General features: G+C 70.5%; 20 protein-coding genes. 13 read left to right on the forward strand and 7 right to left on the reverse strand.

Annotation, left to right across the window (positions count from 1 at the left end; translation table 11 throughout):
• Window positions 1-3: 3 nt before the first annotated feature.
• The 5 genes from J2X55_RS05565 (at window position 4) to J2X55_RS05585 (ending at window position 6110) form a co-directional block, all read left to right on the forward strand.
• Complete coding sequence (locus J2X55_RS05565) at window positions 4-873, forward strand: SURF1 family protein (RefSeq protein WP_115915854.1); 870 nt, start codon at window positions 4-6, stop codon at window positions 871-873.
• Between the two features lie 10 nt (window positions 874-883).
• A complete protein-coding gene (locus J2X55_RS05570; RefSeq protein WP_115915853.1) occupies window positions 884-1405 on the forward strand; it encodes a DUF3817 domain-containing protein in 522 nt (173 codons plus the stop codon).
• Entirely contained in the window at window positions 1402-2982 is a 1581-nt protein-coding gene (gene guaA, locus J2X55_RS05575; RefSeq protein WP_115915852.1) for a glutamine-hydrolyzing GMP synthase, read from the forward strand. Before J2X55_RS05570 ends, guaA begins: the two co-directional genes overlap by 4 nt.
• Window positions 2983-3457: 475 nt before the next feature.
• Window positions 3458-4681: an MFS transporter gene (locus tag J2X55_RS05580; RefSeq protein WP_309822272.1), complete on the forward strand. Its 1224-nt coding sequence runs from the start codon at window positions 3458-3460 to the stop codon at window positions 4679-4681.
• Window positions 4682-4748: 67 nt separating this feature from the next.
• Entirely contained in the window at window positions 4749-6110 is a 1362-nt protein-coding gene (locus tag J2X55_RS05585) for a glycosyltransferase (protein WP_309822274.1), read from the forward strand.
• A 142-nt stretch (window positions 6111-6252) separates the two neighbouring features.
• Here J2X55_RS05585 and J2X55_RS05590 read toward each other — a convergent pair whose 3' ends face one another.
• On the reverse strand, window positions 6253-6966 hold the full coding sequence (locus J2X55_RS05590) for an MBL fold metallo-hydrolase (protein WP_309822276.1): 714 nt from the start codon (window positions 6964-6966) through the stop codon (window positions 6253-6255).
• A gap of 68 nt (window positions 6967-7034) precedes the next feature.
• On the opposite strand from J2X55_RS05590, the gene J2X55_RS05595 reads away from it, so the two are divergent.
• On the forward strand, window positions 7035-7589 hold the full coding sequence (locus tag J2X55_RS05595; protein ID WP_309822277.1) for a TetR/AcrR family transcriptional regulator: 555 nt from the start codon (window positions 7035-7037) through the stop codon (window positions 7587-7589).
• On the opposite strand, the gene ligD is transcribed toward J2X55_RS05595, so the two are convergent.
• The gene (ligD, locus tag J2X55_RS05600; RefSeq protein ID WP_309822279.1) at window positions 7556-8785 is read right to left on the reverse strand and encodes a non-homologous end-joining DNA ligase; all 1230 of its coding nucleotides are present in this window, start codon (window positions 8783-8785) and stop codon (window positions 7556-7558) included. The two genes, J2X55_RS05595 and ligD, sit on opposite strands and share 34 nt — an antisense overlap.
• A gap of 483 nt (window positions 8786-9268) precedes the next feature.
• The gene (locus tag J2X55_RS05605) at window positions 9269-10141 is read right to left on the reverse strand and encodes a Bax inhibitor-1/YccA family protein (RefSeq protein ID WP_309822281.1); all 873 of its coding nucleotides are present in this window, start codon (window positions 10139-10141) and stop codon (window positions 9269-9271) included.
• Between the two features lie 143 nt (window positions 10142-10284).
• On the opposite strand from J2X55_RS05605, the gene J2X55_RS05610 reads away from it, so the two are divergent.
• The 4 genes from J2X55_RS05610 to J2X55_RS05625 all read left to right on the forward strand — a co-directional run bounded on the left by J2X55_RS05610 (window position 10285) and on the right by J2X55_RS05625 (window position 14660).
• A complete protein-coding gene (locus tag J2X55_RS05610) occupies window positions 10285-11277 on the forward strand; it encodes a glycerophosphodiester phosphodiesterase family protein (protein ID WP_309822283.1) in 993 nt (330 codons plus the stop codon).
• A gap of 204 nt (window positions 11278-11481) precedes the next feature.
• Window positions 11482-12411, forward strand: coding sequence for an FAD-dependent oxidoreductase (locus J2X55_RS05615; protein WP_309822285.1), 930 nt, complete (start codon window positions 11482-11484; stop codon window positions 12409-12411).
• 132 nt (window positions 12412-12543) lie between these two features.
• Window positions 12544-13575, forward strand: coding sequence for an ABC transporter ATP-binding protein (locus J2X55_RS05620; protein WP_309822287.1), 1032 nt, complete (start codon window positions 12544-12546; stop codon window positions 13573-13575).
• The gene (locus J2X55_RS05625; RefSeq protein WP_309822289.1) at window positions 13572-14660 is read left to right on the forward strand and encodes an ABC transporter permease; all 1089 of its coding nucleotides are present in this window, start codon (window positions 13572-13574) and stop codon (window positions 14658-14660) included. The genes J2X55_RS05620 and J2X55_RS05625 overlap by 4 nt, the downstream gene beginning before the upstream one ends.
• A 22-nt stretch (window positions 14661-14682) precedes the next feature.
• Here J2X55_RS05625 and J2X55_RS05630 read toward each other — a convergent pair whose 3' ends face one another.
• The 3 genes from J2X55_RS05630 to J2X55_RS05640 are packed head-to-tail and all read right to left on the reverse strand — an operon-like array spanning window position 14683 to window position 16767.
• Complete coding sequence (locus tag J2X55_RS05630; protein ID WP_309823015.1) at window positions 14683-15516, reverse strand: DUF72 domain-containing protein; 834 nt, start codon at window positions 15514-15516, stop codon at window positions 14683-14685.
• Complete coding sequence (locus tag J2X55_RS05635) at window positions 15513-15722, reverse strand: hypothetical protein (RefSeq protein ID WP_309822290.1); 210 nt, start codon at window positions 15720-15722, stop codon at window positions 15513-15515. The genes J2X55_RS05630 and J2X55_RS05635 overlap by 4 nt, the downstream gene beginning before the upstream one ends.
• Window positions 15723-15771: 49 nt before the next feature.
• Entirely contained in the window at window positions 15772-16767 is a 996-nt protein-coding gene (locus tag J2X55_RS05640; RefSeq protein WP_309822291.1) for a GTP-binding protein, read from the reverse strand.
• A 79-nt stretch (window positions 16768-16846) separates the two neighbouring features.
• Between J2X55_RS05640 and ykgO the strand changes: the two genes are divergently transcribed.
• From ykgO to J2X55_RS05655, 3 genes are all read left to right on the forward strand, one after another.
• On the forward strand, window positions 16847-16969 hold the full coding sequence (gene ykgO / locus J2X55_RS05645; protein WP_056226526.1) for a type B 50S ribosomal protein L36: 123 nt from the start codon (window positions 16847-16849) through the stop codon (window positions 16967-16969).
• A gap of 91 nt (window positions 16970-17060) precedes the next feature.
• Window positions 17061-17369: a helix-turn-helix transcriptional regulator gene (locus tag J2X55_RS05650; RefSeq protein WP_115915839.1), complete on the forward strand. Its 309-nt coding sequence runs from the start codon at window positions 17061-17063 to the stop codon at window positions 17367-17369.
• Window positions 17366-17662, forward strand: coding sequence for a hypothetical protein (locus J2X55_RS05655; RefSeq protein WP_115915838.1), 297 nt, complete (start codon window positions 17366-17368; stop codon window positions 17660-17662). Before J2X55_RS05650 ends, J2X55_RS05655 begins: the two co-directional genes overlap by 4 nt.
• 89 nt (window positions 17663-17751) lie before the next feature.
• Here J2X55_RS05655 and J2X55_RS05660 read toward each other — a convergent pair whose 3' ends face one another.
• Window positions 17752-17976, reverse strand: coding sequence for an RNA-binding S4 domain-containing protein (locus J2X55_RS05660; RefSeq protein WP_103206691.1), 225 nt, complete (start codon window positions 17974-17976; stop codon window positions 17752-17754).
• Window positions 17977-18011 lie beyond the last annotated feature (35 nt).

The following is an 18011-nucleotide window of genomic DNA, read 5'->3' on the forward strand; positions in this document are numbered from 1 at the left end:
TCCATGACCTCCGTCCCCACGACCGAGCCGGCTCCGCCGCAGATCTTCCCGCCGACGCTGCGGGAAGTCATGCTGCGGCCGCGGTGGATCGCACTGCTCGCGTTCTCCCTCGTCGTGGCCGGCGTGCTCGCGTGGCTCGGGCAGTGGCAGCTCGGGCGCGCGGTGGACACCTCACCCCCCGAGCCGGGTCAGACCGAGGTGGTGCGTCCGCTCGCCGACGTCGTGCAGCCGGGTGACTACCTGGCGGAGCCCCTCGTGGGGCAGCGGGTCGAGACGAGCGGCACCTGGGTGGCATCCGACTTCATCGTCGTCTCATCGCGCTACAACAACGACGTCCAGGGCTACTGGGTGACCGGGCAGCTGCGCATCGCCGGAGCGGCTCAGCCGACGTCGATCGCCGTCGCCACCGGCTGGACGAGTAGCCTGAATGACGCCAACGCCGCTGCCGAGTCGCTGCGCGCCGAGGCCGAGGCCGACCCCACTGCCGTCGTGGAGGTCACCGGCCGCCTCATCTCCGACGAGGGCGCGTCCATCCCGCCCGCCGACGCCGATCCTCTGACGCTCGTGAAGATGTCGCCCGCCATGCTGCTCGGCCGCTGGCACGACACGCAGGGCCTCGACGTCTACCGGCAGTACATCGCGTCGCAGACGGCGATCGGGCCGCTCGAGGCCATCGCATCGCCCGCGCCCGACGAGCGCTCGCGCGTCAACTGGCTCAACATCTTCTACGCGGCCGAGTGGGCCATCTTCGCCGGCTTCGCGCTCTACCTCTGGTACCGCCTCGCGCGCGATGCCTGGGAGAAAGAAGTGGAAGATCTCGAGGACGAACAGTCCGAGGCGCTCGCGGCAGGCGCCGCGGAATCCCGCGACTAGACTGGCCTCCATGCCCCGCGCCCCCAAGCTCGCCTCTTTCCCGGCGATCCGCGGAGCCCTGAAGTTCTACCAGATCTGCTCGATCATCACGGGTGTCGGCCTGCTCCTGCTGGTCGCCGAGATGATCCTGAAGTACACGCCCATTCACGTGGAGCTGTTCCTCGGTGGATCCGGTGGATTCCTGTGGTTCGCGGATGCCGTGCCCGGCCCCGACTGCCAGTGGTTCTCGCTGTTCGTCCCCGGCGGTAGCGGATGCTCGATCTTGTCGACGGGCGACGGCGTGAACGTCTCGTTGGCGATCCTGGTCGCCCACGGCTGGTTCTACGTCGTCTACCTCATCTCGTGCTTCCGCGTCTGGAGCCTCATGCGGTGGCCGTTCCGTCGCTTCGTGTTCCTCGCCCTCGGTGGCGTCGTGCCGTTCCTCTCCTTCATCCTCGAGGTGCGCACCGCCCGTCGCGTGCGCGCCTACCTCGCCGAGCGCGAGGCCGCCACGGCCTCCGCTCCCGTTCCCGCCCCGGAAGGCAACCGGTGACCGAACAGACCGAAACGTCCCAGCGCCCCGTCCTCGTCGTAGATTTCGGCGCCCAGTACGCGCAGCTGATCGCCCGCCGCGTCCGCGAGGCCGGCGTCTACAGCGAGATCGTGCCGCATACCGCCTCCGCGGAAGAGATCGCGGCGAAGAACCCCGTCGGGATCATCCTGTCCGGTGGTCCCTCGTCGGTGTATGAGGACGGTGCGCCGAGTCTCGACACCGGCGTGTTCGACCTCGACGTGCCCACCCTGGGCATCTGCTACGGCTTCCAGGTCATGGCGAAAGCCCTCGGCGGTGAGGTCGCGAACACGGGCCTCCGCGAGTACGGAGCCACGGACGCCACGGTCGTGACCGAGGGCACGCTGCTCGAGGGTCAGCCCGCCGAGCAGAACGTGTGGATGAGCCACGGCGACCAGGTCTCGCGGGCCCCCGAGGGCTTCGAGGTGCTCGCGCGCACCGCCCACACCCCGGTCGCGGCTTTCGCGAACGACGCGCGCCGCATGTACGGCGTGCAGTGGCACCCCGAGGTCAAGCACTCCGACCACGGTCAGCACGTGCTCGAGAACTTCCTGCACAAGGCCGCCGGTCTCCCCGCCGATTGGAACAGCGGCAATGTCATCGCCGAGCAGGTCGAGCGCATCCGCCAGCAGGTCGGCACCAGCCGCGTCATCTCGGCCCTCTCCGGAGGCGTCGACTCCGCCGTCTCGACCGCCCTCGTGCACGAGGCCGTCGGCGACCAGCTCATCGCCGTGTTCGTCGACCACGGTCTGCTCCGCCAGGGTGAGCGCGAGCAGGTCGAGAACGACTACGTCGCCTCGACGGGCGTCAAGCTCATCACCGTCGACGCGCGCGAGACGTTCCTGAACGCCCTCGCCGGCGTCAGCGACCCCGAGCAGAAGCGCAAGATCATCGGCCGCGAGTTCATCCGCGCGTTCGAGAAGGTGCAGGCCGACCTCGTCGCCGAAGCGAAGGCCGAGGGCGAGCAGGTGCGCTTCCTCGTGCAGGGCACGCTCTACCCCGACGTCGTCGAATCGGGCGGCGGAGCCGGTACGGCGAACATCAAGAGCCACCACAACGTCGGCGGTCTGCCCGAAGACCTGCAGTTCGAGCTCGTCGAGCCGCTGCGCACCCTCTTCAAGGACGAGGTCCGCGCGATCGGACGCGAGCTGGGCCTGCCCGAAGCCATCGTCGGCCGTCAGCCCTTTCCGGGGCCGGGCCTTGGCATCCGCATCGTGGGTGAGGTCACCGCTGACCGTCTCGAGATCCTGCGTGAGGCCGACGCCATCGCCCGCGCCGAGTTGACCAAGGCGGGACTCGACAACGAGATCTGGCAGTGCCCCGTCGTGCTGCTCGCCGACGTGCGCTCGGTCGGTGTGCAGGGCGACGGTCGTACGTACGGCCACCCCATCGTTCTTCGCCCCGTCTCGAGCGAAGACGCCATGACCGCCGACTGGACGCGACTGCCCTACGACGTTCTGTCGAAGATCTCCAACCGCATCACGAACGAGGTGCGCGACGTGAACCGCGTCGTGCTCGACGTGACGTCGAAGCCGCCGGGGACGATCGAATGGGAGTGAGCTTCGGCTGACTCCTGACCCCGAAACGACGCCGTCGTCCAGCTCCGGGGTGTCGTCTTCGAATCGAGAGCGGGGCCCCTTCCCCGATCGACTCGAAGACGACACCTCTCCGCTGGACGGCGGCGTCGTTGCTCTGTGGTCTGCCTGTTGAGGTATGGGCGCGCCGTGGCGCGCCGGTCGAGAGCGGGGCCCCTACCCCGATCGACTCAGGAGGGCGCGTCACTTCGCCTCGTGTTCGCGGCGGCGTGCGCGCTCCGCCGGTCCTGCTGAAGCGTATGGGAGCGGGGCCCCTACCCCGATCGACTCGAAGACGAAGCCCCTTCGCCGTCCGGCGCCGGCGGCGCTCTGTCTGAACGCGGGTATGGCGGGGTCCCTCCTCACGCTGAGGGTATGAGGGGCGGGTAGGCTGGCGGCGTCGGCGATCAGCCCTCGGGAATCCCCCGGGTTCGTCCGGCCAGAACGGCACCGGTCTCACATGACCCGTCTCGACTTCTCCGGCTACCGTGACGTGCTGCGTGCACCCGGGGCCCCGTGGTTCACGATCGCCGGGTGGGTGGGGCGCTTCCCGCGCGGCACGCTCAACCTCGGCATCATCCTCCTCGTGCAAGCGGCCACCGGGAGCTTCGCGCTCGCCGGGGCCGTCGCCGCGGCGTACGTCGTCGGCATGGCGGTCGCGGGCCCGCTGTGGTCGCGACTCATGGACCGGCGCGGACAACGCCGCGTGCTTCTCGTCGCGTCGGGAACGCTGGCGCTGTCGACGGCGGTGCTCGTCGCCGCCGTGCTCGGCGAAACGCCGATCGCGCTGTGGTTCGTGCTGTCGCTCGTCGCCGGAGCGGTGTCGGTCGATGTCGGGCCGGCGGTGAGGGCCCGGTGGAGCGCGCTGGTCTCGGCCGACCGGCGTCACAGTGCCTACGCCATCGAGTCGATCGCCGACGAGAGCGTGTTCGTCATAGCCCCACCGCTCTTGACGTTCGCTGCAGCCCTCTGGGCACCACAGGCGGGCCTCGTCCTCGTGGTTGTCGTCGGGGTGGTGGGCTTCGTCTGGCTCGGTCTGCTGAACGGTTCCGAGCCGCCTCAGGTCGCCGCGAGCGGGCGCCGCGTGCGGCTGCTGCCACCGGTCGGCATCCTGCCCGTGACGATCGCATGGGTCGGTGTCGGTGCCATGTTCGGCTCGTTCGATGTCACGAGCATCGCCTGGGCCGAGAAAACGGGGACCCCGTGGCTCGCCGGCGTCATGATGGCAGCCCTCGCCGTCGGCAACACGGCCGGAGCCCTCGTCTACGGCGCGCTGCGATTCCGGGCCTCCCTTCGAGCGCGATGGCTCATCGGCAGCGGCGTGCTCGCGGTCGTCTCCCTCGCGCTCCCGTTCGCGGCCGACGGGATGCTCGCGCTCGTCGCCGCCGCCGTGGTGGGTGCGGTCATCGGCCCCGTGCTCGTGGCGGGGTTCGCGCTCGTCGAGGCTCGCGCTGACCGCGACCGCGTCACCGAGCTGCTGGCGTACCCCTCGCTCGGGGTCGGAGCCGGCATCCCGCTCGGATCCACACTCGCCGGATTCGGCCTCGATGCGGTGGGTCCCGTGATGGGCTTCACCGTCATGGCGGTCAGCTGTGTGGCGATCGTCGTTCTCGGCGGGCTCGGAGAGCTCCTGCTGTCGGTGCGGTCGTGGGGCCTCCCGGTGCGCCGTCGAGGCTCGGCGTGAGCGGTGGCCCGGGCACCCGCACGGCCACGAACGAGAGCAAGAGCCGACGGTGCGGGAGGATGGTGGCGTGACGCTCTTCCCCGATGCCTGGTATTTGATCCTGTCGAGCAGGCTCATCCCCGACCTCGACGGCGGCTATACGATCTCCACCCTCGCGCGAGCGCGTCAGATGTCCGAGGCGGGCGCGCCCCCGCTGCTCTTGACCGTCGACCCCGGTACCGCCGACGCCCACGCCGCGCACCGGGCGACCTTCGTCGAGCGCGAGGCGGTGCCGGCATCCGGGGTCTTCCGCAATCTCTTCGACGAGGCGGTCGCTCCCGACGGGGGAGCGGCCGACTGGGTTCGCGAGGCGTCTCACGAGGGCCAGGCCGACCCGGCGCTGCAGTACCGCGCCGTCGCGGGCGGGGCGATCGACCTGCCCACCGTGGTCGACCCGGACTGGCACCTGACAACGGCGCCGATCGTGGTCCGGGATGCCGCGGGCGGTCCCGTCGGCGTGATCGACGGATTCGGCGCCCTGTATCGGGCGTGGTTGACGCATCTGGCGGCGGTCCTGCGCGCCGAGAACGACCGCCCGATCGTGCTCATCTGCGAGTCACGCCAGCTGGGTGAACTGCTCGTGGGGTGGGGTGACGACCGGGTGCGGATCGTGCACACCGTGCACACGATCCACCTCGAGCCCCCCTTCCGCGACGACTCCGACCTCAACGCCCTCTGGCGGCGCTGGTTCGACGTCGCGCCGCGCTTCGACGCCGTGCTCTGGCCGACGGCGTACCAGCGCGACGATGTGCGCGACCGCTTCGGACCGGTCGCCCATGATCTCGTCGCCCCGCACGCGGTCGCCGGCCCCGAGATCGTGGTGCCGTCGACCGAACGCGACGCGGGGCGGGTCGTGGTGCTCGGGCGGTTGGCCCCCGGCAAGCGTCTGGATCACGCCATCCGTGCGTTCGCACGGGCGGCGGTCGACGTGCCCGGCGCGACGCTCGAGCTGTGGGGGGAGGGAGTGCAGCGCGGTCAGCTCGAGGCGCTCGTCGCGCATCTGGGCCTGACGGAGTCGGTCGTCCTCCCCGGGCTCACCACCGATCCCGGCTCGGTCCTCGATGCGGCCGCGGTGTACCTCACCACCTCGGCATTCGAGGGGCAGGGGCTCGCGCTCGCCGAGGCTCTCGCACACGGAACGCCGGTCGTCGCCTACGACATCCGCTACGGCCCGCGCGACATGCTGGCCGGGGGTGGCGGCATCCTGGTTCCGGACGGCGACGAGGACGCGCTGGTCGAGGCTCTGCGCAGCGTGTTGACGGATGCCGCGCTTCGCGAGCGCCTGTCGACCGAGGCCCTGGATGCCGCGACGACGCTGAGTCCGGCGCGGGCCATGCGGACGTTGGCGGCGGCGTGCGGGGAGGTGCTGTCTCGGGAGCGGCGGCGCTGAGGGCGCGAAACCCCGTGCGGTGAGTCCCGCGCCTCGGCGACGTCGGCTCCCGTTCGGGCCGCCGCGCCGGAGGTGGGAGGGGGAGGCGCCTCGCACCAGCGCCTCGGCGCGCTCGACCCAGGAACGTCAGGGCACGCGGCCGTCAGCCGCGCGTGGCCGCCCGCACGGCCTCAGCCGCTTTCGACGGTGAGCCGTGGAACGCGGCGCCGTGGCCGGGCAGGACCCAGTCGGCATCCAGGCCCGCGAGGCGATCGAGCGAGGCGAGCGCCTCGGCGGGATCATCGGTGAAGGGGGCCGGGCCGGGACCGGTGCGACCGGTCAGAACATGCCGGGTCGTCAGGGCGTCACCGACGAACACGGCGCGGACGGCGTCCGAGTACACCGCGATGCTTCCCGGAGAGTGCCCGGGCATGCCGACGATGAGCGGCCTCCCGGGCAGGTCGAGGGTGTCGCCGTCGGTGACTTCGCGCACCTCGGTGAGCCACCGTGGCCGCATGCCCTTGCGCAGACCGAAGGCGGCGAAGCGCAGCAGTGGTCCGAGACGCATCGGGCCGACGGGATTCTTCGGCTTGTCGCCGCCCCGGGCGCGTTCGGCATCGGCGGCGTGGACGAAGACGGGCACGTCGTGCTCTCGGCGCAGGCGCTCCGCGAAACCGACATGGTCGCTGTCGCCGTGAGTGAGGACGACGCCGCGGATGTCGTCCAGCGTCCGACCGAGGCTGCCGAGCTCGCGGCCCAGGTCGGCGTACATACCAGGCAGTCCCGCATCGACGAGGGTGATGCCCTCGGAAGTGACGATGAGGTACGAGGCGACGATGTCGTTGCCGATGCGGTGAATCGATGGCGCGAGTCTCATGGGGACCTTCCGAGATGGCTACGAACGTTAGCCATGATAGCTTATGTTCATAGCTATAAGGAGAGGTCATGCCGACGCCGGAGAGAACATCGCTCGACGAGATCGTCGCCGCAGCCGTGCGCCTGCTCGAAGAGGGTGGGCCGAGTGCGGTGACCATGCAGGCTGTTGCGGTGACCGTCGGGGTGAAGGCACCCTCGCTGTACAAGCGCGTGCGCGACCGCGAGGCGCTGTTGTCGCTGGTCGGCGCGGACGGCGCCGACGATCTCACCGCCCGACTCGAGGCGGCGTCCGGTCTCGACGACCTCCTGCGGGCGTTCCGTCACTTCGGACACGAGCGGCCCGAGGCGTTCCGCTTGCTCTTCACGACGGCGGTGGATGCCGACCGGCTCGCCGCCACGAGCGCGCCGGTGCTGCGTGCGACCACCTCCGCCGTGGGCGAGAAGCACGCCCTCGACGCCGCGCGCCTGCTCACGGCATGGGCGACGGGCTTCGTGACGATGGAACTCGCCGGAGCCTTCCGTCTCGGCGGCGACCTCGACGAGGCCTACGCGTACGGCCGGGCACACCTCATCGCCTCGCTCGCGCGGGGTCAGGTCGAGGAACGGCCGGCCCAGGGGTCGTAGTCGGCGATCAGGTCTTCCTGCGGCGGGCGTGCGGCATCCGGAATGTGCTGCAGATTCACGCGGACCCGATACCAGAGCGAACTCGATCCGCGCATGCCGTCGACGAGCACGTCGGCGGGGTGGAGCGCGGCGGCTGCTTCAGGATGCCGTTGCTTCCACGTCTCGAGGGCGTCGAGCGCCTCGGGCTTGGTCTTCGTGCGGGCGACCTCGATGAGCGGCATGGTCGAGGCGCGGCGGCCGGATCCGTCGGACCCGCGAGGCGGCTTCTCGGCGGGGCCGAGCTCTTTCGCGAGGGCGAGGAGGGCGTCGAGGGAGCCCGCGGCGTCGTCGATACCCGCGTGCGGGTCGCCGATCGAGCGGAAGCGCTCGGGCACGGTGAGGACGGTGAACTCCTCGGGACGGCGGTCGCGCACCTCGTCCCAAGTGAGCGGCGTCGACACGCGGGCGTCGGGGAGCGCGCGGATCGAGTACGCCGAGGCGACGGTGCGGTCCTTGGCGTTCTGGTTGAAGTCGACGAAGACGCTCTCGCCGCGTTCTTCCTTCCACCAGCGGGCCGTCGCGAGACCCGGCGCGCGGTTCTCGACCTCGCGGGCGAGGGTCTCGGCGGCGAGACGCACGTCGGCGTAGTCCCACTCGGGGCGGATGCGCACGAGGATGTGCAGGCCCCGGGACCCCGAGGTCTTCGGCCAGCCGACGAGCCCGTGGTCTTCGAGCACCTCACGGGCGATGAACGCGACGTCGACGATCTGGGCCCAGTCGACCCCGGGCATGGGGTCCAGGTCGACGCGCAGCTCGTCGGGATGGCCGAGGTCCTCCGCGCGCACGGGATGCGGGTTGAGGTCGAGACAGCCGAGGTTGACGACCCACGCCAGTCCCGCGGCATCCCGGATCACCGTCTCTTCGGCCGAGGTGCCCGAGGCGTAGCGCAGGGTCGCGGTGTCGATGAAAGCGGGGTGCTTCTCGGGCACCCGCTTCTGGAAGAAGGGCTCCTGGTCGAGACCCTTCGAGAACCGCTTGAGCACCATGGGGCGTCCTCCCGCGCCGCGGAGGGCCCCCTCGGCGACGGCGAGGTAGTACCGCACGAGGTCGAGTTTGCTGAGGCCGGGCTCGGCGAAGACGACCCGGTCGGGGCTCGTGACGCGCACCTCGTGACCGTCGATGTCGAGGGTCTCGGCCGGGGTCTTCGCGGGGCTCATGGCGCGAGGCTAGCGCCGGGCCGCGAGGTGCCCACACCCCTTGCGGGGGCGCGCTGCGGCGTTGAGTGTCCAGGAAACCCGGGCGATTTCGCGGAGCGTCCGGGTGTTTTGGACACTCAACGGGGTTGTGCGTGGCGCGGGGCGGGTCGGGCGGGCTGGGGCGCCGGGCGAAGCACTGCCGGGCCTTGAGTGTCCGAGAAACCCGGACGATTTCTCGAAGCGTCCGGGTGTTTTGGACACTCGATGGGTCGCCGAGGGCTGGGCGGCGCGGCGGGCCGGGGCGCTGTCGGGCTGCGGTGGGGCGTTGAGTGTCCGAGAAACCCGGGCGATTTCGCGGAGCGTCCGGGTGTTTTGGACACTCAACGGGTGCGCGGCCGGTGAGGGCGCACGGCGGGGAGGGCGCGCGGAGGAGAGCCGGGATGCCGGCATCCCACGACGAAGGGCCGCCCCGAAACGGGACGGCCCTTCGTATGAGACAATGCGTCAGTTGTTGCCGCGGAGGATCGCGATCATGCGCAGGATCTCGACGTACAGCCACACGACGGTGACCATGATGCCGAAGGCGCCGACCCAGCCGTAGACGCGGGCGGCACCGTTACGGACGCCGCGCTGGATCTGGTCGAAATCGAGCACCAGCGAGTACGCGGCCATGATGACCACGAAGACGCCGATGATGACGCCGAGCGGAATGCCGAAGATCTCGATCGAGCTGCGAAGACCGAACGCACCACCGGCGATCGGAACGTTGAACAGCATGAGGCCGAGGTTGACCAGGCTGAACACCAGGTAGCCGACCATCGCGATCATGAAGATCTTCGTGGCGCGGGCCGAGGCGCGGATCTTGCCGCTCGCGAACAGCGCGAGGGTGACACCGACGACCGAGAGCGTGCCGAGCGTCGCCTGCAGGACGATGCCGGGGAAGATGAACTCGAAGAACGCCGAAATGCCACCGACGAACAGACCCTCGAACGCCGCGTAGGCGACGAAGACGGGGACGGAGGGCTTCTTCTTGAACGTCGCGACCATCGCCAGCACGAAGCCGACCAGGCCACCGACGATCATCGGGGCGGCGCTCGGGTTCGGGTTGGCGGCGCTGACGCCGGCCATCGACCAGACCCAGCCGACGACGGCCGTGACGACGAGGATGCCGAACAGCGCGAGGGTCTTCATGACGGTGTCTTCGACCGTCATGCGGCCGGTGTCGACGGCGCTCGCCGACGGGGCCGCGTATGCGCCTTCGATCGATGCGGCGGCGGCGGGATCGACGGCCGGGGGCGGGCTGTAGCGCGTATTCGCGCCACCGGCTCGAGGGTCCTGGAACGCCGGGTTGTTGAATGCCGGGTTGTTGAGGGCCACGGGAACTCACACTCCAAAAGATGGTGATCACAGCACCGTGCTGTGGAACAACACTAGCCGAGCAGAGGGCGAGAATCCTTGTGCTGACTGGGATTCTGCTCTGAGCGCACCGCTCGTTCGCCCTGTCTCGCTAGCGTGTCGGGGTGCCTCTCGTCATCGGTCATCGCGGCGCGCCGGGCTACCTCCCGGAGCACTCGCGCAGCTCGTACCTGCGCGCGATCGCGGAAGGAGTGGATGCCGTCGAGCCCGACGTCGTCCCCTCGAAGGACGGCGTGCTGATCGTGCGGCACGAGAACGAGATCTCCGGCACCACGGACGTGTCGATGCGACCGGAGTTCACCGAGCGACGCACCTCGAAGATCGTCGATGGGGTGCGGCTGAGCGGCTGGTTCGTCGAGGACTTCACGTCGGAGGAACTGCGAACGCTGCGCTGTCGGGAACGGATCCCGGCCCTGCGCCCCGACAGCGCGACCCACGACGACATTGAGCCGGTGCTCACGCTGCGCGACGTCCTCGACCTCGCGCGGGAGGGCGGCGTCGGGGTCGTGCTCGAGATCAAGCACGCGGCGTCCTTCGCCCGACTCGGGTTCGACATGGCCGAGCTCGTCGACGCCGAACTGCGTGCGGCGGGGTGGCGGGATGCCGAGGACGCCCTCGTCATCGAGTCGTTCGAGCCCCTGGTCCTGGCGCGGCTGCGGGAGCGTGGCATCCGGATTCCCCTCGTGCAGCTGATCGAGGCGCAGGGGGCGCCGTGGGACCTGCGGGAGCGCGACGGGGCCGACGCCACCCCGTACGCCTCCATGCTGACCGCGGCCGGACTCGATGCCCTCGCGGCGGAGGTGCAGGGGATCAGCCCCGACAAGCGGGTCGTGCTCGCACCCGACGAGGCGGGAGTGGCGCGTGGCCCGGCGCGCGTGGTGCGCGAGGCGCAGGACCGGGGCTTGCGGGTGTTCACGTGGACCTGCCGACCCGAGAACGCGTTCCTGCTGCCCGCGTACCGCGGACCCGGTGCCGACGGTGCCTTCGGTGACTGGCGACGGGAGTGGACCGTGCTGCGCGACGCCGAGCTCAACGGGGTGTTCGTAGATCATCCCGACCTGGGGGTGGAATTCTTCCGGGCGGTACGGAACTCCTGAGTTTCGGCGTGCGGGGCGGTCGGGTCGGTCCTCGGACGGGCGGAGACGCAGCGATTCTCAGGAGTTCGGCCCGCGCACCCCCGATCCCCGGGCCGCGCAACCCCGATCCCCGGCCCGCGAACCCCGATCCCCGGCCCGCGCACCCCCGACTCCCGCCCGCGCAACCCCGACCCTGCCCGTTCGCGCACCCGGGAGGATGGCCGCATGACGACGGATGTGACGGTGGTCGGCGGCGGGATCTCGGGCCTGGCGTGCGCGCGGGCGATTCGGGATGCCGGTCGCTCGGTGCGCGTGCTCGATCGCGGGCGCCGTGTGGGTGGACGCCTGTCGAGCCGCACGATCGACGGGCGACCCGTGGACCTCGGGGCGTCGTACTTCGTGGTCGGCGAGGCCGAAGGCTTCGGTCACGTCGTCGCGGAGTGGGAGGAGCGCGGGCTTGCGCGGCCGTGGACGGACACGTTCCAGGTGGTCGATGCGGACGGCGTGCAGACGCCCAAGCACGGGCCCATGCGGTGGGCGGCCCCTGCCGGGCTGCGCTCCCTCGCCCTCGACCTGGCCGAGGGGCTGGACATCACGGCCGCGCGCGTCGTCGAGCGGGTCGAGCCGTTCCGGGTGGACGGTGAGGAGGCGGGCGAGGTCGTGCTCGCGATGCCCGCGCCGCAGGCCGCTCGCCTCACGGGCGAGGCGCCCGGCGGCGCGCAGGAGTGGGAGCCGGTGATCGCCGTCGTCCTGCGGTGGGACGAGCGGCAGTGGGAGGCCGATCTGCACGGCGCCTTCGCCGACGGTGACCCCGACGTGTCTTTCGTCGCCGACGACGGCGACCGGCGGGGCGACGGTGCTCCCGTGCTCGTGGTCCACACGACCGCCGATCGCGCGCGCCGACACCTCGACGATCCCGACGCCGCCATCGCGCCGGTGCTGACGGCGGTCCGGCGGCTCCTTCGCATCGGCGTCGATCCCGTGGCGACGTACGCACACCGCTGGACGTTCGCGCGCCCCGCGCAGGCGACCGGGCGGCCGTTCTTCCGCTCACCGGGGCTCTCCGCGTGCGGAGACGCGTGGGGCGACAGCGCCGCCGTGCGTACCGCGTGGTCCTCGGGCGATGCACTGGGGCGGGCGCTCGCTGCATCCTGAAGCGTTCCGAAGACACGCGCGGGCGACGAGTCGGCCGAAGATCCGGGTGAGCCACCCCGATCAGCGGGCGTGACGGGCGGGTGAGGATGATCGCACGCGAGCGGTGTCGGAGGCTCCCCCTATGGTGAGGCTATGGATGCCGGAATCGACGTCGCAGGAGTCAAACGGTCCTTCGGCGCGGTTCGGGCCGTTCAGCAGGTGACGTTCACCGCCCTGCCCGGCCGGGTCACCGGACTCGTCGGGCCCAACGGTTCGGGCAAGACGACGCTGATGCTCATGCTCGCTTCCCTCTTGCAACCCGACGAGGGCGAGCTGCGCATCGGCGGCATCGACCCCGTGTCCGATCCCGCCGGCGCGCGCCGCCTTCTTGGGTGGATGCCGGATTCCCTGGGCGCCTGGCCGAGCCTGACCTCTCGCGAGGTGCTGGTGGCCACCGCGCAGCTGTACGACCTGTCGCGCGACGACGCACGGGCTCGGGCCGATCACCTGCTCGACCTCGTCGACCTGGGCGCGCTCGCCGCCTCTCCCGCCCGCGTGCTGTCGCGGGGGCAGAAGCAGCGACTCGCCCTGGCGCGGGCTCTGGTGCACGACCCCCGTGTGCTCCTGCTCGACGAGCCGGCCTCGGGCCTCGACCCGCAGGCGCGCATCGCGCTGCGCGTGTTGCTGCGGCGCCTCGCGGCCGAGGGGCGCACCATCCTCATCTCGAGCCACGTCCTCGCCGAGCTCGAAGAGGTCGTCGACGACGCCGTGTTCATGGTCGACGGGCGCACGGTCGGCACCGACCGCGTCGCGGCGGCGGCGACTCGCGTGCGGGTGTGGCGGGTGCGTGTTCCCGCCGATGTCGGGCGTTCCATGGATGCCGTGCGCGACGACGTCGCGGCCGCCCTCAGGCGCACGACCGGCGAGGTGCGGGTCGACCGGCGCGATGTGCTCGTCCCGTTCGCCGACGAAGCGGGAGCCGTCGCGGGTCTGCGTTCGCTCATGGCCGCGGGGCTGCCGATCGTCGAGTTCGCCCCGGCGGTCGGCGATCTCGAGCACGCGTTCCTCGATCTGAAGGCCGACGTTTCGCCGCCCGCGCCCGGGGACACGGACACCCTCGCGACCGATCCTGCGCCGCCCGCGGCCCCGCCGTCCGACCGCGCCGACGACGGGAGCGCCTCGTGAACCTCCACCGCCTCCGCACGATCATCGGAATCGAGCTGCGTCAGCGCGTGCGCTCGGTGGGGTGGTACGTGCTTCTCGGCATCTTCGCCGTCATCCTGGTCGCGCTGCTGAGCCTGTCGTTCGCGGCGTTCTCGCTCACGACCGGCGGCAGCGAGTGGTTCTTCTCGCTCGTCATCATGCTTGTGCTGCTGCTCACCCTGCTCGTCTCTCCCACCCTGAGCGGGAGTGCGGTCAACGGCGATCGGGATGCCGCGACCCTGGCCCCCGTCCAAGTCACCCTCGTCACGACGAGTGAGATCGTGATCGGCAAGTTCCTCGCCGCATGGATCTCGGGACTGGCGTTCCTCGTCGTCGCGCTGCCCTTCCTCGTCGTCGCGACCCTCGCGGGGGAGCTCAATCCGGGCGCGATCGTGACCTCGCTCGGCATCCTGATCATCGAGGTCGGCGTCATCGCCGCGATCGGGGTCGGACTGAGCGCCGTGATCGCCCGTCCGATCTTCTCCGTCGCGTCCACGTACCTGCTGGTCGCGGCTTTGACCGTGGGCACGCTCATCGCGTTCGGACTGGGCGGGGCGGCTCTGCGGACCGAGACGACGAGCATCAGCCGCGACGTCGATTGGGATGCGGTTCCCCTCGGGTGCGACCTGAGCTCCCCGTCGACATCGACGAACTGCCCTCGCTACGAGGACCTGCCCTGCGTGGAATCGCGCTACGTGTCCGAGCAGCCGCGCTTCGATCGCGTGTGGTGGATCCTCGCGGCCAACCCGTTCGTCATCCTCGCCGATGCGACGCCGCCGACGTACGTGAACGGCAACCCGATCGATCTGTTCTCGCAGCTCGCCTCGGGGGTGCGTCTGGCGCAACTGGCGCCCGAGACGACCACCTCGTTCGACGGGTGCGCGCTATCGCGCGGGTTGTCCGTCGACGACTACCCGAGCACCGAGGAGCGGATCGCGGGCACGGCGCCGAGCTGGTTCGTGGGGCTGTTCGTCCAGCTGCTGCTGGCGGGCGGACTGCTCGCGTGGGGTATCGCCCGCACGCGCACCCCCGCGAAGCGGCTGCCGCCGGGAACGCGTATCGCCTGACGGCACGTGTTCCGGCGGTGCGTCACCGCAGCCGTTCCGCGAGCGCCACGGCATCCCACGGTGCTCGCCCGCGGGCGTCGTTGTCTAAGTACACGTAGACGTCTCGGGGCGTTCCGTCGGGGGACGCCGATCCGTCGAGCCACCCGCGGATCCGCGCGGCCCATTCGTCCAGCTCTTCGTCGGTGTACCCGCTGGCGTACAGCTCGCGCGAGCCGTGCAGGCGCACGTAGACGTGGTCGGAGGTCAGCGAATCGAACGCCGGCCACCGACCCGCCGTGTCGGCGAGCACCAGGGAGACGCCGTGGGAGCGGAGGGTCTCGGCCGCGCGGGGTTCGGCGAAGGTGGCCGACCGTGGCTCGAAGGCGTGCCGCAGCGGGACGTCGGCCTCGATCTCGAGCCAGTCGCGGCCGTCCAACCGCTCGTCGTGCTGCCGGGCGAGCGCGAGAGCTTCACCGCTGGTGCGGGGGAGCTGGGCGAGAAAGGCGTCGAGGACGTCGGCGTCGAAGGCGACGCGCTCGGGCAGCTGCCAGAGAAACGGACCGAGGGTGGAGCCGAGCGCCAGCACCCCGGAGGCGTAGAAGTTCGCGAGCGCCGTGTGGACACCGACCAAGCGCAGCATGTGGGTGACGTAGCGAGATCCTTTGACCGCGAAGACGAAGTCGTCGGGGACCTCGCTCCGCCACCGCAGGTAGCTCGTCGGACGCTGCAACGAGTAGAAGGAGCCGTTCAGCTCCGCGCTCGGCATCCGCTGGCCGACGTACTCGAGCTCACGTCGTTGCGCGAGGCCCTTCGGGTAGAAGTCGCCCCGCCATCTCGGGTAGCGCCACCCCGAGATGCCGACGTATGCAGCGGTCAGGCGTGACCCTCGGCGGCGGGGAATCCGGGATCGTCGGCGGGGGCGGCGTCACCGTCGAGGCTGTCGCCGGTGTGGTCGTCGAGCTCGACGTGCTCTTCGGATTCGGCGGCGTCCTCGCGCACCTCGTCGGTCACGGCATCGGTGGGCGCCGCCGAGTCGGCGCGAGCGTCGTCTGCGTGGCGGCTGGGGATCTCAGGAGTGCTCATGAACCCACGCTCCACCCTCGCACCCCCGTGGGCGACCGGCTTGACAGGCTCAGTCCGTGGCATCCGGGATCGACGAGTCCACCGCGGGCCAGGCGGGAAGCGGATCGTCGAATGTCAGCCATGCCGCGGGGCCGGCGGCGAGCTCGTCATCGGTGAGGGCGGCGTGGTCGAGCACGTGCGCGAGCTTGGGCGCCGACAGATCGAGGCCGGTGAAGACGAGCTCCTGTCCCATGCCCATGCGGCCGTCGTCGGTGCCGAGCGGCTCGATCCACATCGCGGATCCGACGTGCTCCCACCGGGCCAGGATGCCGGGACGAGACGCCAGTCGGCAGAATCCGGCCGAGCGCACCAGGCGTCCGGCCGCCCCCGCGTCCAGCCGATCCAGCGCCGCCGACAGCCGTGCGGGGTGGAACGGACGCAGTTGCTCGTAGCGGAGGGTCATGACGCGGTTGTCGCGCATGTAGGGGTCGTGCTCGCCGTTCAGGGCGCGCACCCAACCGGCGCGCTCGAGGATCTCACCGTCGTGCGTCGCCGCGGAGCGTAGGTCGCTCACCGGGTCGCGCGAGAGTCGAACGATCGCCGCGGGGTTCAGGTGCGAGGCCAGCGCCATCTGCACCGCGAGCGCGCGGGTGGGTACCTGCTCCCAGTTCACCCACACGATGCGCGTCGCGAGCTCCAGCGCGAGCGCGGCTTGTCGTGCCCGTGCGCCGACGTCACCGCGGGTGTCGCCCGGAGTCGCGGATGCCGACAGGGCGGCGTCGTCGAGGAGGTCGCCGATCATGTGGCGGGCGTCGACGACGCACACCGCTTCGACCTCGGTGCCGCCGCGTGCCGAGATCGCGTGGATGAGGTCGACGTCGGTTCCGAGATCGACCACCGACACGGTGTCGTTCGCGCGGGGCCGGGGGAGCGGGAGGGTGTGGGATACGCGCAGGTCGGCGTGGCGCAGCAGATGGAGGGGCCGCGACAGGGCGACGGCGGTCCGTTCCGCGTAGGTGCGGCGCTCGGGGGCGCACACGCCCATGATGGCGATTGTGCGGGGCATGGCATCCACCTCTCATTTGTCAGGGGAACGGGGACACTCTAGCTTGTTATTGATAATGCTTATCAACAAGGAGGATGCCATGAAGGTCCGAGCGTCGATCAAGTCCCTCAAGAAGCAGCCCGGCGCGCAGGTCGTGCGTCGGCGCGGCAAGGTGTTCGTCATCAACAAGCTCAATCCGCGGTTCAAGGGTCGCCAGGGGTGACGGCCGAGCCTCGGCGATAACGGAAACGAGAACCGTTCCCGAATAGGTGAACAAATTGCAATTCGTGCATGTGTGTGGTGTTCTAGCTGACGTGGACACGATCGCGGGGCTCGACGAGGCCGCCGAGCTGTTCAAGGTTCTCGGCAACGAGTCGCGACTGGCGCTCGTCTGGCTGCTGAGTCGCGAACCGCTCACCGTCGGTGCGCTCGCAGAGCGCGCCGGACTCTCGCAGCCGCTGGTGTCGCAGCACCTGCGGACCCTGCGGCAGTCGGGGCTCGTCAGCTCGGAACGCGAGGGCAAAGAGATCCGCTACGCCCTGGCCGACCAGCACGTCGCTCACGTCGTGCTCGACGCGATCGCCCACGTCACCGAACCGACCGACCAGGGGAACGAAGAATGAGCACTGCTGAGACCCACGCCGAGCACTCCGTCGAGGAGCACGCGCACGGCGACGACTGCGGCCACCAGAAGATCGAGCACGGCGACCACGTCGACTACGTGCACGGCACCCACCACCACGCGCTGCACGGCGACCACTACGACGAGCACGAGTCGAAGGCAGAGCACGGCGTCGACGAGCACCGTCACGGCGATGACTGCGGTCACGAGAAGGTCGAGCACGACGACCACGCCGACTACGTGCACGACGGCCACCGTCACGCGCTGCACGCCGATCACTACGACGAGCACTGAGCTCGAGCGGCATCCTGTGTCACGAGCTCAGGATGTCTCGAGGCCCGCTTCTCCCTCCGGGGTGGCGGGCCTCTCGCATTGCGTCGGGGTCAGGCGTGCACGCGGAAGGAGCGCCCCTCGAACGTCACGACATCGCCCACCTGCAGCTGGCGCCCGCGTCGGCGGTCGACCTCGCCGTTGACCTCGACGTAGCCGTCGATGATCGCCTCTTTCACGTCTCCGCCGGAGTCGAGGATGCCGGCGAACTTCATGAACGGGCCGAGGCGGATGCCCTCACTGCCGATGGGCACGTCCTGGGGCGCGGGGGAGGTCATGCTTCCAGTCTCGCAGGAGTCACGCGGTGGTCGAA

The organism is Microbacterium sp. 1154 (assembly GCF_031455375.1).
Classification (GTDB): domain Bacteria; phylum Actinomycetota; class Actinomycetes; order Actinomycetales; family Microbacteriaceae; genus Microbacterium.